This window comes from Streptomyces sp. NPDC020362 (assembly GCF_040642095.1).
In the GTDB taxonomy this organism is placed as follows: domain Bacteria; phylum Actinomycetota; class Actinomycetes; order Streptomycetales; family Streptomycetaceae; genus Streptomyces.
The window spans coordinates 39,038-62,435 of record NZ_JBFAET010000040.1; the positions used below are offsets into that span (position 1 = coordinate 39,038).

Genomic DNA, 23,398 nt, shown 5'->3' on the forward strand with positions numbered 1-23,398 from the left:
GAAGCGCGGCCGCTCAGGCCGCCGCCCTGATCAGGAACTCCTGGTCTGTTGCCCTGCTGCAGGGTTCCACCGTCACGTCGGCTCCGATCTCGGTGGAATCGTCGCGGAGGCCCACGCAGCGTTGGGTGTCCTCCAGGCGGAGGCGGTAGCGGGCGTCGGCCGCGGCGACGGGCTCGATGCGGAAGTGCTGGTAGGTGCGAGTGGAGTCGCAGCTCTTCCATGGCCATGGTTCCAGCAGGTCCTTGCCGGGCCCCTCGCGACGCAGGGTCAGACAGCCCCTCCCGTGCTGCGGGTGCTGCCACTCGATGAAGTACGACGTCCTCGCTGCGGCGGGGTCGACGGGCCTGAGGTACGTGTGCGGCGGTCTGGCCTCTTCACAGGGGAGTTGTGCCGCGACGGCGTTCTGGTATTCGCCCCGGGTGTCCCGGCCCTCGGTGAGACACAGCTGGGGGGTGCGGGCCGGGCGGATCTCCGCGAAGCCCCGCAGGGACTTCCGGGCCGCCGCGTTCGTGTCGGGAGGGACGGTCGGTGAGGACGGGGGAGGGGACCCCACGGCCGCCGAGAGCGTCCATACGGTGACGGTGACCAGGACCGTCGTCACGGCCCCGGCCAGGACCCACAGCCGGGTCCGCCGCCGCAGCCCGCCGAGCCGCAGGACCGCCGACCACAACCGGATCCGCCGCCGCGCCCCGGCAACGTCGGCGGAATGCGGGTCGGGGGCGGTCTCGGAGGGCCGTGCGCTCGCCCCTTCCTCGGCCCGTTGCCTGGCCTCCAGCCAGGTGTGGACGTCCGTTTCGGGCGCACCGCAGGCGCGGACGAACGCCGCCATGGTCTCGGGGGCCGGCAGACGTGTGCCACGGAGCATGTCACTGACCGTGCTGCGGGCCAGGAGCTCACCCCGCGCACGGGCCCGTTCCTCCAACTCGCGCAGGGTCAGACCGGACCGCTGCTTCAGCTCGCGCAGCAGACCCGCGAGGGCTGCGCTGTCACTGACGCCCCGCAGATCGAACTTCCCCGCCCTGTCCGCGCCCACGCCCACATGCTCATTGGTCCGGCTCGGTCCAACAAACGCGGATCCGGTCAAACAGCGGAATGAACGGGACATTCCCAGTCCCACGAGGTGCTTCCCTCACGCACCCTCGCCCTCTCGCCGGCTGCTCCCGGCGGTCCGGACACCGCGGGACAGGAGATTCGGACAGGCCCCTGACCACGCCGGACAGCGGCGGGGTGTCCGGGACGGGCAGAGGTGGTTGTGCCGGACGAGTGCGGCCCCGCAGTCTCGTTGCCGTCCAACGGGGCCGGGCGCCCCGGGCATTCCCAGGGGGCGCGTCCCCCCGTGTCACCCACCCCTCAGAAGGAGGAACGGATCATGCGTGTCGTCATTCAGGCGGTCTCGGACCGTCTGCTGGAGAAGGTGGCTCCCAGGGCAGCAGCCTCGGCTGTGTCGTGCTGGCAGTACGAGTGCATTCCCTACAACAGGTGCCCCCAGAAGAAGGCGTACTGGGCGTACGACCCGTGCAACGACCGGGACTACAAGAAGTGGTGCGGCTGCTGAGGCCCTGACCTCGAAGGTACGGGTCCGGCCGCCCAGGGGGAGCAGCCGGGCCCGTGCCTCCCCGACCTACGTGTTCCGGTCAATCGAAGGACTCAGCCCGGTGAACCATGTGATCGACACCGGCCGGATCTTCCTCGGCCTGGTCTTCTTCTGCTCAGTCGTCGGCAAGGTCCGCGGCACCGCCGCCTTCACCGGCTTCAGGGTCGCGATGGCGCGGCTGGCCCCCGCCCTGCGCGGCCGGACGAGACCCGTCGCCGTGCTCGTCGTCGGCGCCGAGGCGGCGGTGGTCGGCGCCCTCGCGGTGCCCTCGACCGTGACCGCCGGGTTCGCCCTGGCCGCCGTACTGCTGGCGGCGTTCACCGCAGTGCTGGTCGGGGCGCTGCGCAGGGACGAGACGGTGGCGTGCCATTGCTTCGGAGGAGGCGGACAACCCGTCGCTCCCCGGCATGTGCTGCGCAACGTGGGTCTCCTGTGCGCCGCCTCGGCCGGTCTGGTGGCTCAGCTCATGACGGCGGGCACCACCACCGCCACCTCTCGGCCCGCCGTATACCTGTTCACGGCCGGCGCGGGGGCGTTCCTCGCGCTCGTCACCGTCGCCCTGGACGAACTGGCGTATCTCGTCGGCCGGTCGGACGCGAAGAGCACGGGGAGGGTCCGCGGATGAACCTCCCCGTGGTGGGCACCGGGCTGGTCACACTGGCGGTCGGCGGCGGTCTGGTGCTGGCGCGACAGCGGTACGTCGTCGTCACCGTCGCCGGCGTCAGCATGCTCCCCACCCTCGCTGCCGGGGACCGGGTCCTGGTCCGCCGTTCCGCGCTCGCCCGGGTCCGCGCGGGTGACCTGGTGGTGTCCCGCCCTCCGGCCGGCGGGCGCTGGGACGCCATGACGCTGCCGACCTGGCTGATCAAGCGTGCTGTGGCCCTGCCCGGTGACCCGGTGCCGGGGCACGTCGTCCCCGCCGTACGGCAGAAGCCCGGCGCCCGGGTGCCGCCCGGCCGGGTCGTCCTGCTGGGCGACAACCCCGACGAAAGCCTGGACTCGCGGTTCTGCGGCTACTTCCGCGAGAACCAGATCGTCGGCGTCGTCGTCCGGCGCCTGGCGCGCGCCGACTGAGACCCCTCCCCGAACACCTCTCGCTGGAAGGACACTTCGCCATGCCCTGTCTGACTGCCGCCGTGCTCCTGCTCGCGCTCCTGTGCATCTTCAACCTGACCCTGACGTTCGGAGTCGTCCGCAGGCTCCGGGAGCGTCCCGCCTCATCGGCGGGCCAGGAATGGGACCGGGCCTCGGGACTCGCCGTCGGTGCACCGGTGGGTGCCTTCTCCGCCGTGGACGTCGACGGGCGGCCCTTCACCCACGAGAGCCTGCCCGATGGGCTCGTGGTCGTCTTCGTGTCACCGGACTGTCCCGCCTGTGAGGAGACCCTGCCCTACGTGGTGGAGCGGGCCCGCGAATACGGCCGGGACCAGGTGCTGGCCGTCGTCGTCCGAGACGGGGACGAGCCGGGCGACCCCGAGCCGTACCTGGAACGCCTGATCCCCGTGGCCCGCGTGGCGGTCACCGACATGGGCGGCGACCTCACCACGGCGTTCGCCCTCCAGGGCCTGCCCGCATACGCCGAGATGGGGGCGGACGGCCGGGTTGCGGGCACCGGGCGCACCCTGCCGCGCCGGTCGGCCCGCGACCGGGCGGGCGTCGGCGTATGAGCCGTATGAGCGAGGCGCAGGACAGGCTCACTGCCGGGGCCGCGGCCGACACCGCGCGCAGCACCGCTGTCCTGGCCTGGCGGGCGGCACCCTGGGACCTGGCGGCGCTCGTCGCCCTCACGGTGGCGCTGGCGGCGGTTCCGGTGGTGACGGCCTGGCTGACCAGGCTCGTCCTCGACCGCCTCACGGGTGTCGGAGGGACGGAGCTGTTCGCCTTGGCCGCGGGGCTGGCCGCCACGGGGCTGGTGGCGGCGCTGCTGCCGCTGCTGAGCCAGTTCGTGGGCGCTCGGTTCAATCGTGCGGCGAGCCTGCGCGCGGTGGACCGGCTGTACAGCGCGGTGAACTCGTTCCACGGTCTGGCGCGGTTCGAGAACCCCGCCTTCCAGGACCGGCTGCGCATGGCGCGCGGCGCGGCCGGGCAGTCGATCGGGCGCCTGGTGGACGACAGCCTGCGGGTCGGCGGCGGCGCGCTGACCACAGTCGGCTTCCTGACCGCGTTGTACGCGGTGGACGCGACCATGACCGTGCTGGTCACGGCCGGCGCCCTACCGGCTCTGGTCGCCGAGCTGAAGCTCTCCCGCCGCCGTGCGCGCACCGAATGGCGCGTCAGCGCGGCCCAACGGCGGGAGTTCTTCTACCAGATGCTGCTCTCCGGCTTGGACGCGGCCAAAGAGATCCGCCTGTTCGGAGCGGGCGGGTTCCTCAAGGAGCGGATGCTCGCGGAACGCCGGAGGGCCGACGCCGTGACCCACCGCGCGCACCGCCACGAGTTCCTGACGCAGGGTCTGCTCGCCCTGATCAGCGCACTCGTCGCCGGTACGGGTCTGATCTGGGCTGCACTCGCGGCCCGTCGCGGTCAGCTGACGGTCGGTGAGGTATCCATGTTCGTGGCCGCCGTCGTCGGCGTGCAGGCCGCGTTGTCCGGCCTCATTCGGTCACTCGCCGACGGTCACCAGCAGTTGCTGATGATGGGCCACTACCTCGCGGTCGTACGGGCGGGCCCGGACCTCGAAGGCCCGACCGACCCGCTGAATGCGCAGGCACGCCTGCCCGCCCTGCGCAGGGGAGTCGAATTCCGTGACGTCTGGTTCCGCTACGCCGAGGACCACCCCTGGATCCTGCGCGGAGTGAACCTGTTCATCCCGTACGGCGAGGCCGTCGCCCTCGTCGGCCAGAACGGTGCGGGCAAGAGCACCCTCGTCAAACTCCTCTGCCGCTTCTACGACCCGACGCGCGGCGCGGTGCTTTGGGACGGCGTCGACATCCGCCAGGTCCCGGTGCCACAGCTGCGCCGGCGTCTCGGTGCCGTGTTCCAGGACTACGTGCCCTACGACCTCACCGCCGCCGAGAACATCGCCATCGGAGACGTCGAGGCGCTCACGGAGCCACGCAAGATCCGGGAAGCGGCTCAAAGGGCGGGAGTTCACGAGATGCTGTCCCAACTCCCCTACGGCTACGACACCATGCTGAGCCGCATGTTCGCCCAGGAGGCCCAGCACGACGACGAAACGGGCACTGCACTCTCCGGAGGCCAGTGGCAACGCCTGGCCGTGGCAAGGGCGTTCGTTCGCGACGAACCCGACCTGCTCATCCTCGACGAGCCGAGCTCCGGCCTGGACGCCGAGGCCGAACACGACGTCCATCTGCGCCTGCGCCACCACCGAGCCCACCGCACCAGCCTGTTGATCTCCCATCGCCTCGGCGCGGTCCGCGACGCCGACCGGATCGTCGTCCTGGCCGACGGCCGGATCACCGAGGAGGGCACCCACGACGCACTGCTCCTGGACGGAGGTACGTACGCCCAGCTGTTCACCCTGCAGGCAAGCGGCTACCAGGAGGTGTAGCCCGCCTCACCGCCCAGGTCCTTCAGCCCGGCGAACCGCTCGTCGCCACGTTCAATGTGCGCACGCAGACGGCCGACCTCTGCCCCAATGTCCTGCTGCAGAGTTTCCAGTCCCTCACGGGCCTTGGGCTTGAGGAACTCGGTGAGAACGTACGCAGCCCCCACCCCAGTCCGCGAGGGAGGAGAGGCACAGCAAGATCCGACACCCGCCTCGGCCGCGGAAGTAGCAGGTGGATCGGCATCTGCGCGTCGTACGCCCCGCCCCTCGGAACGAGGCGCGGGGCGCCGCCTGATCGCGCTGTCCCCGGTTGTCCCCCAGCCACCGAAAGAGCCCCTCGGAGATTGCTCCGAGGGGCTTTCCATACCCTGTTTTGCCTGGTCGGAACTGGTCCGTCCAGAAGGTGTGGGGCTGGGCCGGCTTGGCCGGGGCGACCCTCGTTTTGTACCCCTGTCAACCCACGGGTCGGGACTCTGCGACCGACTCTTCGACCGGCCCCCTCCCATCGGCCTGGTACCGAGGGTGGAGGCGGCTTCCCCAGCACTGCATCCAAGGGACCAGTCCGTATTCAACCCGGATTCAACCCGGCGGTTGACGAAGTCGCGGCGGATGGGCGGGAGAGTAATGACCGTGCAATCGGCCGTCGTCCGCAACGCGGGCTGACGGCCGCAGGACGCGAGGGGGGCCCGCCCGTATGACCACTCCACATCGTCGGCAGCGCCAGCTGCTGCCGGCCACAAAACCCGCCTTGACCTGCGGAGCAGTGACCTTGGCCGTCATAGCGTCAGTGGCCTGCGAACTGCCGGCCGCCGGGGTGAGCACTGCCTTACCGCCCGGCCCGCGGCTCACGGCTGCGCAAGGCACCGTCGTCCTGCCGAATCTCGACGACGACTCTCGGCGCTGCACCCTGCGGCCGGGCGACCTGGACCGCCTCGACGTGGCCGTCGACAAGCGGCTGGCCGGCTGCAATGACGCCGCGGACGACATCGTCAACGGGCCACGGGACATTGCGGATCTGACGCCGGTGCGGCTCGCCCCCATGACGACCACGACGCATGCCCGCGGCCGGGTCTTCGTACCGGCCGAGCAGGGACAATACGTACGGATCTTCGTGCGGCGCGGCGGCAACTACGTGTCGGTGGGCAGCGATGGGCAGCTGACCGCGTCGGAGCTACGGCACGGGGCGCAGCTGGCCGTCGAGGGCCGGGACATCGTGCGCGACCCGAAGCGGTGGGACGGCCGGATCTCGCTGAAGCTCACCGTCACCGAGGGCTCGGGCGCGCGAACGGCCCGCCTCGCACTGCATATCGCCCCCGTCCTTCTCCAGCACGATCTGCAGCGTGCGCAGCAGGTGTTCGCGGCTGCTCCGGGCCCCGGCAAGGGCCAGCCGGTCGAGGTACCGGCCGCGACCCGGCCGCCCGGCCAGTGGCGGCAATTCGCTGATTCACTGCGCAAGGCGACCCGCGCGGCGGGAATGACGGACCATCAATTGACCTTCCAGAAGGGTACTTCACAGTGGTGGCGGGACATCTGGCGCCAGGACATCGCCGAACCCGCCTATGTCACCCGCCCCACACCCGACGGCCCGCACACCCTCCGTATCCTGCTTCGCTCACCCAACTACTGGGCATCGCACGACGGGCGCAGCGCAAGCCTCCGACGGGCCGGGCGGCTGCTGTTCCGGGATCTACGCGGGCCGGACATCGGCATCGTCCAGCAGTACACGACACACCGCGATCCGAACGTTGACGAGTTGCTGAACTTCACCGGCAACATCGAGTCGCTGCCGCCCTACGACGGCTTTCCACACGGCCGCATCCTCTACGGAAGCAGTGTGCAACGCCGCCCCGATCCCTCGTTCATACGGATGCTGCGAGCCCAGAGGCAGCAGCCGCCGGTGGTGCTGGACACCTCATGGCTGGTGGTCGGGCACGCAGACGAGACCGTGCATGTCGTACGGGCGGACAACGCCCGCGGCTGGACGCTCGCGGTCTGTGACCCCCGGCTCGCCGTCGACCTGTTGCGGCGGGCACAGCGCGCGGGAGAGGGCGGACAGCGGTTGTTCGCGGGTACCGAGGCCGACATGAAGCCCACCATCGACGAGTACCTGCGGATGGACGCGACGCGTGGCGACAACGCGGATGCCGCCCGCCATCTCGACACGCAGCTGAAGGTTCTGCTCCGGGCGACCGGGCTACGGCCACAGGACATCGTCCGTCTGCCGGTGCTCTACATCCGGGCCGAACCGGGCGACGGCCTGCCCCGCCGGTACCTTGCCGCCTCGCCCGCACTCGCCAACGGCCTTTCACTGTCCGCCCGCGATTACGCCGCCCCCGACCCGCACGGTCCCCGGGTCGCCGGGCACGACCTCTTCCGGGAGGAAGCCGGCCGACGCCTGGCCGCACAGGGTGTCCGGGTGCGCTGGGTGGAGGACTTCTCTTGGGCGCACATGGTCGGCGGAGAGGTGCACTGCGCGACCAATGCGCTGCGGGAGGTGTCCGGTGTCTCCATGGGTTTTGTCAATCGGTGAGGGCGGATTGGGGGTCGTAGAAGGTGCCGTCGCGGAGCATCGCGAAGAGCATGTCGGCTCGTCGTCTCGCGAGGCAGAGGAAGGCTTGGGTGTGATGCTTTCCCTGTGCGACCTTCTTGCGTACTGGGCTCGCGGGACCGGGTCGGCCAGGCAGTGAACGTGGACAGGAAGAAGGCCCGCTTGGCTCCTGACGCCCCGCTCGGGCCGGCGATCCCGGAGATCACCGTGGGTGGGCACGATGACGGTGGATGAAAGATCTCGGCCTGCCTACCCCGGCGGGCTCAGGGGGGCCAGACGGCGTCCCGTTGTGTCCGGCGCAGCACCGTTCCGTAGCCGCCAGCCTGGGCGAGCTCGGTGGGTGAGCCCCTGAACACCGCTCGACCCGTCACCAGCACGGTCACGTCATCACAGAAGCCCTCAACGTCCTCCATCAGATGCGTGGAAACGACGATGCATGCCTCCTGGCCCAGCCTATGCATCAGTTCGTGGAAGTCGGTCCGCTGCTGCGGGTCGAGTCCAGTCGTGGGCTCGTCGAGTAACAGCAGAGAAGGGACGTTGACGATGGCCTGCGCGATTCCGAGTCGCTGCTTCATCCCACCGGAGAGCCTGCGCAGCCGCATTCCAGCGTGCTCGCTGAGTCCGACGGCATCGAGTGCATGCGTAACCGCACTCGCGATGCGACCCGTCGGCATCTCCCTCAACCATGCGGCGTACGATACGAATTCGCGCACGGTGAACGATCGGAAGACGCCGAATTCCTGCGGAAGGTAGCCCAATCGGCGCCGGATCTCCAATCGCTGGGCGGGGATTCTGGGATCGCGTCCAAGTAATGTGAGTGAGCCCTCATTCGGGGCAGTCGCTGTTGCGAGTATTTGCAACAGGGTTGACTTGCCAGCCCCATTGGGCCCGAGAAGCGCGTGCACACCCGGTCCGTGTTCGAGATCGATGCCGTCGAGAACAAGGGCGCGACGACGGCGCACGCCTAGCCCTGTGGCACGGATCATCGAGCCCCCGGACGGTCGAAGGCGTGGCGGCGCAGCACGAGCAGCTCGGCACAGACGGTGGCGACGACGCCATACAGGATCTGGGAGCCCGAGCCGATGAGCCCATTGGCGACATCGGGCAACGCCTCGACGAGCAATGCTTCTGGGGTCCCTGCGTGGCGCTTCTTGGCGACCTGTTCGGCGATGGGCGGTGCCACGGCGGCGATGGCCAGCAGCCAACCTCCGCTCGTGATCAGGGCAGCAGGCCAGCTCCCGAGGTAGGAGCTGAGGACCAGCGCGGCCAGTGTGAGCGCCAGGCACGGCAGCAGCCAGGCAGCGGGGGCAGGGGTTCCGCGATTGGACGGAAGCACAAATGCAGCGCCGGTCAGCAGGGGGACGCAAAGGCCCAGAATCTGTCCTGTGCGGATGAGCAGAATACGTAGGCCCCCGGTTGGGGTGGTACGGGTCACCTCTGCGAACGGATCGGCATTGCCGCCGTAGCTCGCACCCACACACAAGAGAGGGAACAGGGGTGCGGTGAGCAACAGCAGCGGGAGTACTGAATTGACGTGTGCAGCTGTGGCGAGTGCGACACTGGCAATGCACACTGCGAGCATGGCGACGAGCCATGGGAGCCGAATCCCGTGTGCCGCCCGGAGCCAGGGCGGCAACTCGGGACGACGAGCGAGTAGCACACTGCCGGCGCCGAGCCGGAGTCTGTGCGCCCTCAGGCATGCGGCAGCGGCGGCGTCGGTGCAGGCACCACACATGTTCAGGTGCGCCTCAGCTTGCGCAAGGGAGTTCTGCGGCAGCGAGCCGCGCGCGTACAGGTCTACCCAGCGGGCGGAAAGATGACCGCAATTGGCAGAAGGCGAGGTCGTTGGCGCGGTGGGCGAAGACGAGTCGGTCATGGGATTGATGCCTTTGACGGTGCGGGGATTGCAGGAGGCGCCTTGCCGCCCTTGACGGCGTCGAGGTAGCAAGTAAGCCAAGCGGCGCGCTCGGTTCGAGGAAGTGCGTCTAGCAGTGCGACCAACCGCCGGACGCCAGGGAGCTGATCGAGGTCTCGACGAGAAGCCGGCAGGAGCCACTCCCGTACGGCCGTTCTGGCTGTCATGTCGCAATCGCCACCGCCCACGCAGGCGATCCGCTCTGTGGCGTCTTCGATCTGATACGACGGGTCGTCGTCGGACAACGTGATCGTCCAGGACACTGAATCCGTAGTGAGGCTGTCGGCAGAGGAGGTGTAGCTGATGGGGTGAAAGAGGTAGTGAGTGGGGGCTCCGCGCACGCCGGTCAATTTGGTCTCGATCTGCTGCGCCGCTTCGCGAAATCGATCAGCGTCTGCTTCCCGGCCCCGAACCGTGCACAGGTGCGGCATGCCAATGGTGCACGTGAGGCGTGTGTGATGGGATTGCCAGGGGCGATGCACTGGCTCGGCTGTCGTGGCGCAGACGACCGCGACGGCAGTCCCGGCACAGAGGACTAAAGACATCCTCCATGCCCGCGCGAGGGCGGCCACGACAGCTGCCGCGAGACCCAGAAACAAGGCAGTCAGTACAAGAGAACGCACCGTCGGATCCGTGAAGTGCGCATACTCGTACTGGGGGATAAGGGGGCCGCTGTAGAGCGCAGGTCCTGGCTCCAGCCGCAGCCCTAAGTTCTCGGACACACCCAGGTCATAACCCACTGCCCCTACGGTCGTCCCCACGATGGCCAGTCGGTGAGGAAGGAGAAGGCCAATCATGTAAGCGAGGCAGGAACAGGCCACGAGCAGGGCCATGTCGTAACAGAAAGAGTCGCATGGGACAGTGCTCGGTCCGATTTCCCATGCCGTGCGCGCGGCGAGCAAGCCGGCCGCCAGCGCATACCCGATCAGTGGCCACACCACTGCAGGCGCGAGCCCCAGCAGTGTGCATGGCAACGCCCTACGGGCGGCGGTGGTCCGTAGCCAGCCCGTATTGCTGCGTCGGTGCTGGATGCCTGTGTAACAGCCGAGGAACGCGGTGACCGCGAGCCCGAAAAGGGACACGGCGCAAGAGATCCGGGCAGCGGTCGTGTACCAGTCGTCGAACCGCGGCTCGGCCCATCCTGGGTTCGGCAGGAGGCCAACCGCTGAGGCGGCCACCGTGCCCGCAAGCGCAAGGGCCCCTGTTGGTCCAGGCCCATGCCTCAACTGGCCCCAAAGTACGCGAATATGGCCCTCACCGGCCGAGCCGGCATAGGCAGGAGCGGGGAACGACGCCATTCGAGGCACTGTCACCATCGCCTCCCGATGCGGCATGATCCGGACCGCCCGCCCCCGCGAGCGAGCACGCCGTCCCTTACATATTGTGTCTGCTGGGTGCACGGTATGTGACTGCTCTCGGGGCGTTCACCCGGACGTGGCGAGGGGTGCAGAGAAGCATCGGGGCGCGCACTTGAGCAGCCCTCACCACGAGGTGGCCGAGCCGGTGCCACCGCGCGCTTGCATGATGTGCCGAGGAGTCTCCACGGAGCTTGGGGGCGTCACCAGTGGGTCTGGGTCCCATGAGGCGGTCCCCCCAGCGCAGCTATCGACCCTCGATCAAGGTCTCAGCAAGAAAGGACGAGAACGTGCCGGCGGGAATCTCCGGACCCGTGCCGCACCTACCGTCCGAGTCTCCGGGGGGCTTGACCCACAGCCAGCAGTCTGCGTCGCCAACTCGGAGGGAGGACGGGATGCCGAGGCGACGCCCTGCCGGGTTACACCGGTCGACATGCCGACTGTCGGTGTCCAGAGAACCGCTGCCGTTGCGGGAGGTGTCGATGACGAACCGTGCTCCGGGCACGCCGAGCGATGAATGCGCCCCGGCGACCTGGTGACCGTTGGTGCACGAGACGTCCGTTGCATGGAAGTTCGCAACGCCGACCGTGAATCCCCTCACCTTTGCGACCTTGGCGGCCGTCAGCCGCTCGGCCATCGTGTCCGGCTTGATCCAGGTGGCATTGCCGCCATCGAGGCAGGCACTCACGACTGGGCACGCGGCCGGCGACTCGGCGGCGTGGAAAACCAGGCTCGTACGGTCGGCGCGGGCCGCTTCGGTGGGCAGTATGCCCAGCTGAGCCAGAGAGTCCGGCTCGACAATCACGGTCGCCGCCCGATCCCCGGTGCCGGCGGCCAATGCGTCGATCCACACGCGGTATGCGTTCGGCGATGTGGTGCCACCGCTGGATTCGCCGATGCTGTCCCGGTTGAACATGTTGCAGGCAATCAGGATCGGAAGTCTTCCTGCGGCTGCTGCGGCGGTCACGCAGGCGTCGACTTCGCTGCGGATGTCCTTGTTCCAGTCACCGAACCATCGGGCCGTAGGCCGCTTGGCGAGGTATTGGCTGATCTTCGGGGTACGGGGGATCGTCGGGGTGCGCGGCGACCCATTCAGGACGAGGAAGGCGGTGTCGAATTCGTCGCCTTCGGCCGACTGGGCAACAACACCCGCCTCATGGGCGTCATGCCCGGCGACATCTCTCAACCGGCCGGCGACGCCATGCCCTCCACCATCGCGAGCGTGTTCAACGGCACCTCAGGCACCTCGGCCTCCGTCGTCCCGGCTGCCGGAACCTACTCCTTCCTGCCCGGTACGAGGGGACGGAACGCGGTGAGGGCAGCTGCCCAGTCGGATGCGATCGGGTCTTCCGGAGGGAGGGCGGGACCCAGGTCCTCCGCCGCGCACAGTACGGCGGAGGCGAGCTCCGGCGCCGTCGTCCGAGTGACGACGCCCTTCTCGCAAGCGACCGACAGGCCGTCCTTGGTCCGTCGTACGACAAGACCGAAGGAGGTGCCGGCACCGGTGAAGCTCAGTACGCGGGCGTTCCCCCGGAGAAAGTCGGCCAGGCTGTCCAACAACTGCACGACCGAAAGGTAGATCATCATGCCCTGATCGGGGACGTGGCCGGCCGAGTCGGCCGTGCCGAGGTCCCCGGCGACGGCCATGTCACCCAGATCGAAGCCGCAGGCGGCGCCCTGGCCGGGCCGCACGGTGAACTGCACAGTGATCACGGTGTGTAGCTCTTTCCTGCCGGGAGGAAGGTGATGACGCGGTTTCCGTCCTCGGAGTCGACGATGAGCCGATACCGGGCCGACATGCCGTTCACGGTCATCCTCTTCTCGAAGGTCTGGATCCGGCGCGCGAGATCCGACGGGTTTGTCGATGTGGCACATCCCATGCCGAGGTGGCTCTCGGTGATCGCGTCCACAGCCCTCCCCTACGGTGGCGATCGGCGGATTGGGGGCCCGGCCATCTCGCTACGGCGATCCAAGCCCTGCTCGGCCACAGCAGCTACCAACTCACCGTCGACACCTGCACCAGCCTGCTGCCGCAGTTCGAACAAGCAGCCGCCAACGCACCCGTTGACCTGGTGCCGCGCCGCAACGGCGTCGAGAAACCCATCGATCAGCACGCCCCTGCAACCGAGCCGTATTCCAGGTAGCCCCCACCCAAGTGCAGGAGGGACAGGAGAGCCTCTCGGAGATCACTCCGAGGGGCTTTTCATGCCCTGTTTTGCCTGGTCAGGGCTGCTGCATCCGCAGGACTCGAACTTGCCGTCGACGAGGGCTTCGGCAGCCTCGACGACCAGACCCTGGACGAGGTCCTGGACCTCCTCGACCCGCTGCGCGAACGCGACCGCGGCGTCGGCATCGTCAGCCATGTCGCCGACCTGCGGCGGTGGATCCACGCGCAGTTGGAGGTCGTGGAGGGGAGAGCGGGATCGGCGCTGCGGCACCGGGGCGTCGGCTGAGGTCAGTGGCCCAGCGGGCGCCGGGGCAGCGGTGAGGAGTACACCACGCTGGTGGTCACCGAGCCCAGCGTGCCGATCCTCCCCGAGATCTCTTCCAGATGGGACATGGAGCGGGCGCTGACCTTGATGACGAAGCAGTCGTCGCCGGTCACGTGGTGGGCCTCCAGGATCTCGGGGGTCGTGGCCACCAGGTCGTGGAAGGGCTTGTAGTTGCCGTTGGGGTACCTCAGGCGTACGAACGCGAGGATCGGCAGACCGAGGCGCTCGGGGTCGACGACCGCCGCGTACCCCTGGATGACGCCCGCCTCCTCCAGGCGGCGCACCCGCTCGGTCACCGCGCTCGGCGACATGGAGACGGCGCGCGCCAGCTCGGTGTAGCTGGCTCGTCCGTCCCGTTGGAGGACGTCGAGGATGCGCCAGTCGGTGGCGTCCGGGGAATACGCGGTCATCCTGGATGGATAGCAGGGGAATCCACGGCCGGACAAGGGGAAGCCCGGGGATCGTCCCTTCAGGGCGCGGTCCGAAGCCCATAGATTTCCAGCCATGATCACTGACTCCGTGAACCCCGTTCTGCGCGTCGCCCCCGCAGCCCCCGCCCAGGCCGCCGCCCACTTCCGGGCGAGCCTCGCCTTCCACGCCGACGTCTCCGACGTGGCCGCCGCGCTGGCGGCCGGAGGCGACCCCGGCTTCGTCGTGGTCGACTCCCGCTCCACCGAGTCCTGGGACCAGGGGCACGTCCCCGGCGCGATCCACCTGCCGACCGCGCTCGTCCCCGAGCAGGCCGAGCACCTCCTCGACAAGGCCGTGCCGGTGGTGACGTACTGCTGGGGCCCCGGCTGCAACGGCGCCACCCGCGCCGCCCTCGCCCTGGCCGAACTCGGCTACCAGGTCAAGGAGATGCTCGGCGGTTTCGAGTACTGGGCCCGGGAGGGCTTCACGTACGAGACCTGGCAGGGACCCGCGCGCCGGGACGCCGATCCGCTGACGGCACCCGTGGCAGGCGCGTGCGGCTGCTGAACCCCGCCCGTGTAGGTTCTGCCCATGGCTCGATACGCGGATCCAGGCGCGCTGGAGTGGGTGGAATCGGGCGGCGGCCCGCTGATAGCGGTGCCGCAGACGGTGCTGCCGTTCTGGGCGGGCGCCGACAGCGAGGAACTCGCCACGGACTACGACCGTGCGTGCGAGGTCGACGGCTACGTCGGACTGCTCCCGGTCGGCGACAGCGCGGCCCTCGTCCTCGGTGACGAACCCGCCTCCACCTCCTACCTGCCCGCCCACGGCACCTTCGTGCGCTGGTCCGCCGCCCATTCCGAGGGCGAGCTGCTGGCCCAGGTCCCTGCCGCGCTCGACGCGGCCGTGTGGGACCCCGAGATCCGCTGGGAGGTGCCCGGCCCGGTGGTGCTGTTCGACTCGGCCCGGCCGGGCGCCGCGGCCGAGCACGAGGAACACCTGCGGGTCCCGCTGGCGCCGGGCCCGTACGCCGTGCGAGCCGCATACACCCGGCCGGGGCCGGAGACCTGGATCGGCCTGGTCCAGCTCAGACGACTCGCCTACTGATCCGCCGCCGACGAGGGTGCCCCGGGCGGGCCCGTTCGAGCGTGGCGGACGTCAACGCAGCCCTGCGAAGGCGATGTTCAGATGACGCGGGCCGCGCAGCACCGCGTTCTGCCGGTAGGGCGGCGGGTCCTCCAGCAGACGGGGGCTCTCCAGCCGCCGGGCCAGCTCGGCCAGCGCGATCTGGGCCTCCAGCCGGGCCAGCGGAGCGCCGAAGCAGCTGTGGATGCCGCTGCCGAAGCCGAGATGCTCGATGTCACCGCGGTCCGGGTCGAACCGGTCGGGGTCCTTGAACCGCTCCGGGTCCCGGTTGCCCGCGCCGAGCACGAGCCAGATCCGCGCCCCCTTGGGGATGGTGACGCCGCGCACTTCGATGTCGCCGATGCAGGTGCGCTGCGGCAGGAGCTGCACCGGCGGCTCGTAGCGCAGCAGCTCCTCGACGATCTTCACCGACAGACCTGGGTCCTCGCGCAGCCGGTGCAGGTACTCCGGGTGGCGCAGCAGCGTGAGCATGCCGTTGGTGATCAGGTTGACCGTCGTCTCGTGGCCCGCGATGAGCAGCAGCACCGCGGTGCTGAGCACTTCCATCGTGGTCATGGCACCGTCCGGTCTTTGGCTGCTCACCAGATCGGACAGCATGTCGTCGCCCGGTTCCTTGGCGCGTTGTTCCACGAGCCCGTTCAGGTACATGCCGAGCTGCAGTCGTGCCTCCTGAGCGGTCCGCTCGGAGTCGGCGCTCGTGCGGGTGTCCGGGTCCAGGCCGGCGACGATCGGGTCGACCCAGGCACGGAAGCGAGGCTCGTCCTCGCGCGGCACCCCGAGCAGTCGGCAGATCACGGTCACCGGGAAGGGGTAGGCGAACTCATCGACCAGGTCGATCTCCCGCGCGTCCCCGAACCCGTCGATCAAGTCGGTCACGATCTGCGCGAGTTCGCCGCGCATCGAGTCGATCCGGGTGGGCCGGTGAGGCGGGCCGAAGGAGCTGTTGGCGATCCGCCGCAGCCGGTCGTGCTCCGGCGGGTCGAGCCGGATGAAGCTCGGCGGCAGCCCCGTCGACTCCGGTCCGGACAGCTCGTCGTCGCTCGGGGCGGTGAGGTTGGAGGCGTCGGAGCTGATGCGCGGGTCGTGCAGCAGGCTCTCGATGTCCCAGTACGAGCTGACGATGTAGGGACCGCCCTCCTCCTCGTGCAGCACCGGGGTTTTGCGGAGCTCCTCGTAGAGGGGATAGGGGTTGGCGCGGTTCGCGTAATCGGTGATCTGGCGCAGGAGCGAGGCTTGCGTCATGCGGGGTCCTTGGGGCGTGAAGGTCCGTGGGGGGAGGGGGAGGGCGGGCGCCGGTCAGTGGGCCGGCTTGAAGACCAGCTGCCGCTCGGTCGGCGAGTAGCCGCTGAGGGTGATGCTCGGGCCGTGGGTCGGCAGCGACGGATCGGGGAAGTCGGCCGGGACCGGCCGGCGGCCCTCGGGGCGGCGGTCCACCGTCGGGTACTCCACCGGGAACGGCGCACCCCGCTCGATCTCCCGTTGGTAGAACTCCAGCCACCGGGTGTTGTCGAAGCTCACGGCGGCGATGACGCGGCCCTGGTAGCCGTAGACGCCGACGAAGCGGCGTTCGGCCAGGGAGCCTTGCGTGATCATGATCTGCTCGCCCATGGGCGGGACCCCGACGGACTTGATGTTCACGCGGAACTGCGACGACCAGAACGCGGGCACCCACAGGTGCGGACGGCGGTCGCTGCTGGGGCTGATCATGTTGTGCGCGGCGATCTCGGCCTGTGCGACGGCGTTGCCCCAGTGCTCGAGGGAGAGGAACTGGTATCCGAACAGCGCGTGCGGGGACCGGGCGACGTCGCCCGCGACGAAGACGTCGTCGGTGACGATGCCCCGGAAGTCGAAGGCGCGGCAGCCCGCGTCGCAGGCGATGCCCCGGGGACCCGCGCCGAGCCCCGACCCGGTCAGCCACTCCGTGTTGCGCATCGAGCCGAGCGCGACCACCACGAGGTCCGTCTCGACGACGCTCTCGTCGGACAGATGGGCAGCCTTCACCCGGCCCACCGAGTCGCCCTCCAGGCCGGTGACCATGACACCGGTACGCAGGTCGACACCGTTCTCGTGGTACATCTCCGCGGACACCGCGCCGATCACCCCGCCGAGGGCTCCCACCAGGGGTGCCCCCGCGCGCTCGGCCACCGTGACCGCGAGGCCCATCTCCCGGCAGGCCGAGGCGATCTCCGACCCCGTGAACCCGGCCCCGATGACCAGGACGCGGCGCGGCCCGGCCTTCAGCCGCCGGTACAGGGCGGCTGCGTCACTGCGGGTCCGCAGCACGAAGACGCCGTCCAGCTGCGCCTCGGACTCCTTCGGCCAGGGCCGGGCACGCACACCGGTGGCGATCAGAAGGCGGTCGTACTCGACCTCGTCCCCGTCGGCCAGCCGCACGCGTTTCGAGGCCATGTCGAGACCGGCCGCCGCGACGCCGAGGCGCCACTTCGCGTCGATCTCCCAGCGGTGGGGCAGATCGGTGTGCTGCGGGTCCGCCTTGCCCAGCAGGACTCCTTTGGACAGCGGCGGGCGGTCGTAGGGCTCGTACGGCTCGTCGCCGATCAGGGTGAGTTCACCGGCGAAGCCTTCGGCGCGCAGGGTCTCGGCGGCCCGCAGGCCGGCCAGCGAGGCTCCCACGATCACGATCCGGCCCTCACGCCGGAGCCAGTCGAGGGAGTCAGCGATCACCGGAGGCCTCCCGGCCGGACGCGGCACCGTCGCCCACGCCGTCCAGCCCGTCCGCCGTGATCGCCTGCACCGGGCAGGCGGCGACGGCACGCGCCAGCCGCTCCCGCTGTTCCTCCTGCGCCCGCGGGTTGTAGATCAGCGACTCCTCGCCGTGCATCGCGAAGACGTCGGGCGCGAGGAAGGCGCACTGCGCGTACCCCTGACACTTGTTGAGATCGACGACGAGCCTCATCGACGCTCCGCCCTTCCGGTGGCCAGGTCCGGTGCGCACCACCGCGTCTCGCGCGGGCATCCCCGGACGGCGGTCATGTCCCGTCCGCCAGCATGGGAGCGGTGACGGGGCGCCGCCCGCGGGGCACGCCGTTCGGGTGAGCGGCCGCGCCGCCACGCCCCGGCCGCGTCAAGCGGGCGCCGCGCCGCGTGCCCCGGCGTGTCGGCCGACCACGAGGATGTGGACGCTGAGCACCAGGGACCAGGCGGGGAAGACCAGTTCCGCCCAGGGGACGTTCGTCGAGACGAAGAGCAGCGCCAGGGCGGTGAGGAACCCCAGGACCGTCAGCCAGCGCGGCAGCACGCCGAGCCGGTGTCCGATCACCGACATGGAGCACACGAAGACCGCCGCCATCCGCATCGCGTACCCCGTCATCAGCGTGTACGCGAAATGGCGGCCGAAGTCCCAGGCGGCCGGCGCGGGAGCGGCCCCGGAGGGATGCCCGAGCGCGAGGACGGCGGCGGCCGCCGCGGCGGCCCCGAACATCGTGGCGGTGAAGACGATGCCGCTGCCGAGGAAGACGGTGGCGAGGAACTTGTCCTCGACCGCTCCGACGTGGGCCCGTACGGCACCGACGAACCACAGGAAGAAGATGCCGGCGAACGGCACGAGCGCGACCGCGGTCTGCACCGCGTTGCGCCGCCCGGGGCTCGCGAACACCGGGGCGTCGACCGCTTCGGCCCCTTCGGGCATCCCCAGCCGGATCAGCACGATCGCCGTGGCCAGCAGCAGGGCGAAGACGACTCCGGCCAGCCCGGCGGCCCGCGGGGTCTCCAGAGCCTCCTGCCCCCGTCCCGGCCCCTTTGCCTGCATACCCGGCCCGCCTCTCCGAATCGGCCTCCGGCACCAGCAAGCCGCTTCGCCGCCGCCCGCGCCACCGGGGACGGCCGTACGGCCGAGCGGGTATCACGTGTTTGCGGGCATCGGCGTCACCCATTGGCTCGCGGCCCGGTCGGCACCCTGCGCACCGTCGTCGTCCATGACCGCACCCACGGCCCCCGCCCGAGACGAACTGCGCCGCGACCCGCTGCCCCTGCGCGGCCGTACGGCCCTGGTCACCGGGGCGAGCCGACGTGCCGGTATCGGGCATGCGGTGGCCCGGCGGCTGGCCGCCTACGGTGCGAGCGTGTATCTGCACCACCATGTGCCGCACGACACCTCCATGCCCTGGGGCGCCGACACCCCCGGCGCCGTAGTCGGCTCCGTGCGCGAGGCGCTCGGCGATCCACAGGCCCGTGTCGCCTCGGGACCGGGGGATCTGTCCGACCCGGCAGCACCGGGCCGGCTGATCGACACCGTCGTGCAGGAGTTCGGCCGTCTCGACATTCTCGTCGCCAACCACGCGCTGAGTGGTCGCGACGGCACTCTGGACGAGATCGACGCCGCGATGCTGGACGCCCACTGGGCGGTGGACACCCGCTCGGTGCTGCTGCTCGTCCAGGCCTACGCCCGCTCGCGCGCCCGGCTGCCGAAGGGCACCCCCGGCGCGCGCGTGGTCATGATGACCTCGGGGCAGGACATCGCGGGCGGGATGCCCGGCGAGATCGCCTATGCCCTGCAGAAGGGCGCCCTCGCCTCGATCACCCGCTCCCTGGCCACCGCCCTCGCGGAGCACGGCATCACCGTGAACACCGTCAATCCCGGTCCCGTGGACACCGGTTACGCCACCGGCGAGGCCCACGCGGCCGTGGCCTCGCGGTTCCCCGCCGGACGCTGGGGCACGCCGGACGACCCGGCCCGGCTCATCGCGTGGCTGGCCACCGACGAGGCGGGCTGGGTCACCGGGGAGGTCGTCAACTCCGAGGGCGGCTTCCGGCGCTGAGACCCGGGGCGGTCAGAGCCCGGACAGCTCGTCCACCAGGTCGTCCAGGCCCAGCGACCCCTGGGAGAGGGCCGCCATGTGCCAGGCCTTCAGGTCGAAGGCGTCGCCGTGCCGCTTGCGGGCGTTCTCCCGGCCCAGCAGCCACGCCCGCTCGCCCAGTTTGTAGCCGATCGCCTGGCCGGGGATCGTCAGGTACCGGGTCAGCTCGCTCTCCACGAAGTCCGCCGGGCGGCTGCTGTGCGCCCCGAAGAACTCCTCGGCCAGCTCCGGCGTCCAGCGCTCGCCCGGGTGGAAGGGCGAGTCCGCCGGGATCTCCAGCTCCAGGTGCATGCCGATGTCGACGATCACCCGGGCCGCGCGCATCATCTGCGCGTCCAGGTAACCGAGCCGCTCCTCGGGGTCGGTGAGGTAGCCCAGCTCGTCCATCAGACGCTCCGCGTACAGCGCCCAGCCCTCCGCGTTGGCGCTCACCCCGCCGATCGTGGCCTGGTAGCGGGAGAGGTCCTCGGCGACGTGGGCCCACTGCGCGAGCTGCAGGTGATGCCCCGGCACGCCCTCGTGGTACCAGGTCGACACCAGGTCGTACACCGGGAACCGGGTCTGCCCCATGGTCGGCAGCCAGGTCCGGCCGGGGCGCGAGAAGTCCTCCGAGGGGGCCGTGTAGTAGGGGGCGGCGGCACCGCCGGGCGGGGCGATGCGCGACTCCACCTTCCGTACCCGCTCGGCGAGTTCGAAGTGGGTGCCGTCCAGCTCCTCGATGGCCCGGTCCATCAGGCCCTGCAGCCACTCGCGGACCTCGTCGACACCCTCGATGTGCCGGCCGTGCTCGTCCAGGTGCGCGAGCGCCACCCACGGCGTCCCGGCACCGGGCAGGATCTTCTCCGCCTCCTGCTTCATCTCGCCGAGGATGCGGTGGAACTCCGACCAGCCGTACGCATACGCCTCGTCCAGGTCCAGGTCGGTGCCGTTGAAATAGCGGGCCCAGCGTGCGTAGCGCTCGCGGCCCACCGTGTTCGGGGCGCTCTCGACGGTCGGCGCGTACACGTCCCGCATCCAGTCGCGCAGCTCCACCACGGCGGCGGTCGCCGCGCGGGCCGCCTCGTCCAGCTCCGTGCGCAGCGCGTCCGGACCCGCCGCGGCGAAGTCCTCGTACCAGCCGCGGCCCGTGCCGTCGGTGTCCGACCACTCGGTGAGCTGTCCGACGAAGGTCGCGGTCGGCCGGGGCGCGGCGTACAGCTTGCGCTCCAGGCCGAGCGCCAGGGACTCCCGGTAGCCCGCGAGCGCGGCCGGTACCGCGCGCAGCCGCTCGACGATCGCGGCCCAGTCCTCCTCCGTCTGCGACGGCGTCACCGTGAAGATGTCCCGTACCGAGTGGCCGGGCGTGCTCAGGTTGCCGACCGCGCGCAGGTGCTCGTCGGCCTCGTGCACGGCCAGCTCGGCGGTCAGCCGCTCGCGCAGCAGGCGCGCGCAGCGCCGCTCGATGTCACGGTCCGCGCCCGGCTGCCGCTCGGCCTCGTCGAGCCTGGCGAGGGTGGTCCGCGCCAGCTCCGCGAGGGCCTCCTGACCCTGCGGCGAGTAGTCGGGCAACCTGCTCGAACTCTCCTTCACACCCAGGTAGGTACCGGTGACGGGGTCGAGGGCGATGAGGTCGTCCACGTAGGCATCGGCGACCTGGCGGGGCAGCAGGTTCTGGATCTCAGACATGCCGCCCATCCTCATACGGGGACCGTCCCCGCGTCACCCGTGTATTGCCGATTCAGCTCAGGGCGTGGCCGGAGGCAACAGGGGCCCGCAGTCCCACTGCTGGAAGATCAACCGGGTCTCCACCCGGGCCACTTCCCGCTGGGAGGTGAACTCGTCCAGCACCAGCCGTTGCAGATCGGCCATGTCCGCCACGGCCACATGCACCAGGTAGTCGTCCGGCCCGGTCAGATGGAACACGCTCAGTGACTCCGGCAGCACCCGGATCCGCTCCACGAACGGCCCCACCAGCTCCCTGCGGTGCGGTCTGACCTGCACCGACAGCAAGGCCTGCAGCCCGCGTCCGAGTTTGGCCGGATCGAGCCGCAGCTGGTGTCCGAGGATCACGCCGGAGCGGCGCAGCCGGGTCACCCGGTCCAGACAGGTCGACGGCGCCACCCCCACCTGAGCGGCGAGATCCCGGTAGGTGGCCCGGGCGTCGTTCTGCAACAGCCGCAACAGATGGAGATCCACCGGATCCAGTGCGACAGATTCAGCCATTGGCCGAACGTAGCACGGTGTCCGGTTCTTGTAACCCGTCCGGTGTTCAACCTTCCGCCATGGACACAGCGAGCACGGGTGCCTACGACGCCGTACGCACCGCACCGAGAGCACTGGCCACCGAAGCCGTTCACGCCGGCCGTGACGACCTCGCCCGGCAGGGACTGCACGCTCCGCCGATCGACCTGTCCACCACCTATCCGTCCTACGACAGCCGCGCCGAGGCCGCCCGTATCGACGCCTTCGCCACCGACGGCGCCGACCCGGTCGGCCCGCCCGTGTACGGCCGCCTAGGCAATCCGACCGTCGCCCGCTTCGAGACCGCGCTGGCCCGGCTGGAGGGCACGGAGTCGGCCGTCGCCTTCGCGAGCGGCATGGCGGCGCTCAGTGCGGTCCTGCTCGCACGCTCCGCACAGGGCCTGCGCCACGTGGTCGCGGTACGGCCCCTGTACGGCTGCAGCGACCATCTGCTGACCGCCGGGCTGCTCGGCACCGAGGTGACCTGGACCGACCCGGCGGGCATCACCGACGCGCTGCGTCCCGACACCGGTCTGGTGATGGTCGAGTCCCCGGCCAACCCCACGCTCGCCGAACTCGACCTGCGGGCCGTCGCCCATGCCTGCGGCTCGGTCCCGCTGCTCGCGGACAACACCTTCGCCACGCCCGTCCTGCAGCGCCCCGCCGAACAGGGCGCACGGCTGGTGCTGCACAGTGCCACCAAGTACCTCGGCGGTCACGGCGACGTGCTGGCCGGGGTGGTGGCCTGCGACGAGGAGTTCGCCGGACGGCTTCGGCAGATACGTTTCGCCACCGGGGGTGTGCTGCACCCTCTGGCCGGCTACCTGCTGCTGAGAGGCCTGTCCACGCTGCCGGTGCGGGTCCGGGCCGCCTCGGCCAACGCCGCCGTGCTGGCCCGCCGGCTCGCCGCCGACCCGCGCGTCGCCCGCGTCAGCTATCCGCGCCTGGGCGGGGCGATGCTCGCCTTCGAGGTGCACGGCGACCCGCACGAGGTGATCTCCCGGGTCCGTCTGATCACCCCGGCGGTCAGCCTGGGCAGCGTGGACACCCTCATCCAGCACCCCGCGTCCATCAGCCACCGCATCGTGGACGCCGACGACCGGCGCGGCGCCGGGGTGAGCGACCGGCTGCTGCGGCTGTCGGTGGGCCTGGAGGACGTCGACGACCTGTGGATGGACCTGGACAACGCCCTGGGGGAGCGGGCCGGGGCGCCGGTACGGCGTCGTGAGGCCGCACGGCTCTGGGAGAACGCGGGCTGACCGTCGCCCTCGTCGCCGTGATGACCGGCAGGCCCGCCGGGGCCGCGATCGGGGACGGCGGCTTCGAGGGCGACGGTACGACGGGGGGCGCCGGGGGGTGGGCCGGGCGCCCGCGGTACCGGCGCGACACCCC

General features: G+C 70.4%; 25 protein-coding genes and 1 pseudogene. 10 read left to right on the forward strand and 16 right to left on the reverse strand.

The window, feature by feature from the left end; translation table 11 throughout:
* Positions 1-13 precede the first annotated feature (13 nt).
* The gene (locus AB0H32_RS17550; protein WP_361120663.1) at positions 14-1,033 is read right to left on the reverse strand and encodes a helix-turn-helix transcriptional regulator; all 1,020 of its coding nucleotides are present in this window, start codon (positions 1,031-1,033) and stop codon (positions 14-16) included.
* Positions 1,034-1,369: 336 nt separating this feature from the next.
* Here AB0H32_RS17550 and AB0H32_RS17555 point away from each other — a divergent pair, with 336 nt between their 5' ends.
* The 5 genes from AB0H32_RS17555 to AB0H32_RS17575 all read left to right on the forward strand — a co-directional run bounded on the left by AB0H32_RS17555 (position 1,370) and on the right by AB0H32_RS17575 (position 5,105).
* Entirely contained in the window at positions 1,370-1,555 is a 186-nt protein-coding gene (locus tag AB0H32_RS17555) for a hypothetical protein (protein ID WP_361120666.1), read from the forward strand.
* 100 nt (positions 1,556-1,655) lie between these two features.
* The gene (locus tag AB0H32_RS17560) at positions 1,656-2,219 is read left to right on the forward strand and encodes a MauE/DoxX family redox-associated membrane protein (protein WP_361120668.1); all 564 of its coding nucleotides are present in this window, start codon (positions 1,656-1,658) and stop codon (positions 2,217-2,219) included.
* Entirely contained in the window at positions 2,216-2,668 is a 453-nt protein-coding gene (locus AB0H32_RS17565; RefSeq protein ID WP_361120671.1) for a S26 family signal peptidase, read from the forward strand. Before AB0H32_RS17560 ends, AB0H32_RS17565 begins: the two co-directional genes overlap by 4 nt.
* A 41-nt stretch (positions 2,669-2,709) precedes the next feature.
* Positions 2,710-3,261 (forward strand): TlpA disulfide reductase family protein, encoded by a 552-nt coding sequence (locus AB0H32_RS17570; RefSeq protein ID WP_361120674.1) that lies wholly within the window; start codon positions 2,710-2,712, stop codon positions 3,259-3,261.
* Between the two features lie 5 nt (positions 3,262-3,266).
* Complete coding sequence (locus AB0H32_RS17575; protein WP_361120677.1) at positions 3,267-5,105, forward strand: ABC transporter ATP-binding protein; 1,839 nt, start codon at positions 3,267-3,269, stop codon at positions 5,103-5,105.
* Here AB0H32_RS17575 and AB0H32_RS17580 read toward each other — a convergent pair.
* Positions 5,090-5,269 (reverse strand): hypothetical protein, encoded by a 180-nt coding sequence (locus AB0H32_RS17580; protein ID WP_361120680.1) that lies wholly within the window; start codon positions 5,267-5,269, stop codon positions 5,090-5,092. The genes AB0H32_RS17575 and AB0H32_RS17580 overlap by 16 nt on opposite strands.
* Positions 5,270-5,871: 602 nt before the next feature.
* Between AB0H32_RS17580 and AB0H32_RS17585 the strand changes: the two genes are divergently transcribed.
* Positions 5,872-7,632 (forward strand): protein-arginine deiminase family protein, encoded by a 1,761-nt coding sequence (locus tag AB0H32_RS17585; RefSeq protein WP_361120683.1) that lies wholly within the window; start codon positions 5,872-5,874, stop codon positions 7,630-7,632.
* Here the strand turns inward: AB0H32_RS17585 and AB0H32_RS17590 are convergent.
* The 8 genes and pseudogenes from AB0H32_RS17590 to AB0H32_RS17625 all read right to left on the reverse strand — a co-directional run.
* Positions 7,622-7,814: pseudogene (locus AB0H32_RS17590) on the reverse strand (IS110 family transposase); the annotation flags it as partial. The gene AB0H32_RS17585 and the pseudogene AB0H32_RS17590 sit on opposite strands and share 11 nt — an antisense overlap.
* A gap of 99 nt (positions 7,815-7,913) precedes the next feature.
* Entirely contained in the window at positions 7,914-8,612 is a 699-nt protein-coding gene (locus tag AB0H32_RS17595) for an ATP-binding cassette domain-containing protein (RefSeq protein WP_361120686.1), read from the reverse strand.
* 20 nt (positions 8,613-8,632) lie between these two features.
* Positions 8,633-9,127 carry a hypothetical protein gene (locus AB0H32_RS17600; protein WP_361120689.1) on the reverse strand — a complete coding sequence of 165 codons (495 nt, stop codon included), beginning with the start codon at positions 9,125-9,127 and terminating at the stop codon, positions 8,633-8,635.
* A gap of 2,040 nt (positions 9,128-11,167) precedes the next feature.
* Entirely contained in the window at positions 11,168-12,106 is a 939-nt protein-coding gene (locus AB0H32_RS17605) for a glycoside hydrolase family 6 protein (RefSeq protein WP_361120692.1), read from the reverse strand.
* An 89-nt stretch (positions 12,107-12,195) separates the two neighbouring features.
* The gene (locus AB0H32_RS17610; protein ID WP_361120695.1) at positions 12,196-12,633 is read right to left on the reverse strand and encodes a hypothetical protein; all 438 of its coding nucleotides are present in this window, start codon (positions 12,631-12,633) and stop codon (positions 12,196-12,198) included.
* A complete protein-coding gene (locus AB0H32_RS17615; protein WP_361120697.1) occupies positions 12,630-12,830 on the reverse strand; it encodes a hypothetical protein in 201 nt (66 codons plus the stop codon). Before AB0H32_RS17615 ends, AB0H32_RS17610 begins: the two co-directional genes overlap by 4 nt.
* Before the next feature lie 276 nt (positions 12,831-13,106).
* Complete coding sequence (locus tag AB0H32_RS17620) at positions 13,107-13,283, reverse strand: hypothetical protein (RefSeq protein WP_361120700.1); 177 nt, start codon at positions 13,281-13,283, stop codon at positions 13,107-13,109.
* A gap of 92 nt (positions 13,284-13,375) precedes the next feature.
* Positions 13,376-13,822 (reverse strand): Lrp/AsnC family transcriptional regulator, encoded by a 447-nt coding sequence (locus tag AB0H32_RS17625; RefSeq protein WP_361120703.1) that lies wholly within the window; start codon positions 13,820-13,822, stop codon positions 13,376-13,378.
* Positions 13,823-13,916: 94 nt separating this feature from the next.
* Between AB0H32_RS17625 and AB0H32_RS17630 the strand changes: the two genes are divergently transcribed.
* Both AB0H32_RS17630 and AB0H32_RS17635 read left to right on the forward strand, forming a co-directional pair.
* Positions 13,917-14,390 carry a rhodanese-like domain-containing protein gene (locus AB0H32_RS17630; RefSeq protein WP_361120706.1) on the forward strand — a complete coding sequence of 158 codons (474 nt, stop codon included), beginning with the start codon at positions 13,917-13,919 and terminating at the stop codon, positions 14,388-14,390.
* Between the two features lie 24 nt (positions 14,391-14,414).
* Positions 14,415-14,930, forward strand: coding sequence for an immunity 21 family protein (locus tag AB0H32_RS17635; RefSeq protein WP_361120709.1), 516 nt, complete (start codon positions 14,415-14,417; stop codon positions 14,928-14,930).
* Positions 14,931-14,981: 51 nt separating this feature from the next.
* On the opposite strand, the gene AB0H32_RS17640 is transcribed toward AB0H32_RS17635, so the two are convergent.
* From AB0H32_RS17640 to AB0H32_RS17655, 4 genes are all read right to left on the reverse strand, one after another.
* The gene (locus tag AB0H32_RS17640; protein WP_361120711.1) at positions 14,982-16,211 is read right to left on the reverse strand and encodes a cytochrome P450; all 1,230 of its coding nucleotides are present in this window, start codon (positions 16,209-16,211) and stop codon (positions 14,982-14,984) included.
* A gap of 54 nt (positions 16,212-16,265) precedes the next feature.
* On the reverse strand, positions 16,266-17,654 hold the full coding sequence (locus AB0H32_RS17645) for an FAD/NAD(P)-binding oxidoreductase (protein ID WP_361120714.1): 1,389 nt from the start codon (positions 17,652-17,654) through the stop codon (positions 16,266-16,268).
* Complete coding sequence (locus AB0H32_RS17650) at positions 17,644-17,886, reverse strand: ferredoxin (protein WP_361120717.1); 243 nt, start codon at positions 17,884-17,886, stop codon at positions 17,644-17,646. Before AB0H32_RS17650 ends, AB0H32_RS17645 begins: the two co-directional genes overlap by 11 nt.
* A 168-nt stretch (positions 17,887-18,054) precedes the next feature.
* Positions 18,055-18,738, reverse strand: a complete 684-nt coding sequence (locus tag AB0H32_RS17655; protein ID WP_361120720.1) for a hypothetical protein — start codon at positions 18,736-18,738, stop codon at positions 18,055-18,057.
* A gap of 166 nt (positions 18,739-18,904) precedes the next feature.
* On the opposite strand from AB0H32_RS17655, the gene AB0H32_RS17660 reads away from it, so the two are divergent.
* Positions 18,905-19,747: an SDR family oxidoreductase gene (locus tag AB0H32_RS17660; protein WP_361120723.1), complete on the forward strand. Its 843-nt coding sequence runs from the start codon at positions 18,905-18,907 to the stop codon at positions 19,745-19,747.
* A 12-nt stretch (positions 19,748-19,759) separates the two neighbouring features.
* On the opposite strand, the gene AB0H32_RS17665 is transcribed toward AB0H32_RS17660, so the two are convergent.
* Entirely contained in the window at positions 19,760-21,451 is a 1,692-nt protein-coding gene (locus AB0H32_RS17665) for a DUF885 domain-containing protein (RefSeq protein ID WP_361120725.1), read from the reverse strand.
* Positions 21,452-21,508: 57 nt separating this feature from the next.
* Complete coding sequence (locus AB0H32_RS17670; protein WP_361120728.1) at positions 21,509-21,988, reverse strand: Lrp/AsnC family transcriptional regulator; 480 nt, start codon at positions 21,986-21,988, stop codon at positions 21,509-21,511.
* A 59-nt stretch (positions 21,989-22,047) separates the two neighbouring features.
* On the opposite strand from AB0H32_RS17670, the gene AB0H32_RS17675 reads away from it, so the two are divergent.
* The gene (locus AB0H32_RS17675) at positions 22,048-23,265 is read left to right on the forward strand and encodes a PLP-dependent transferase (RefSeq protein ID WP_361120731.1); all 1,218 of its coding nucleotides are present in this window, start codon (positions 22,048-22,050) and stop codon (positions 23,263-23,265) included.
* The last annotated feature ends 133 nt before the right edge of the window (positions 23,266-23,398 follow it).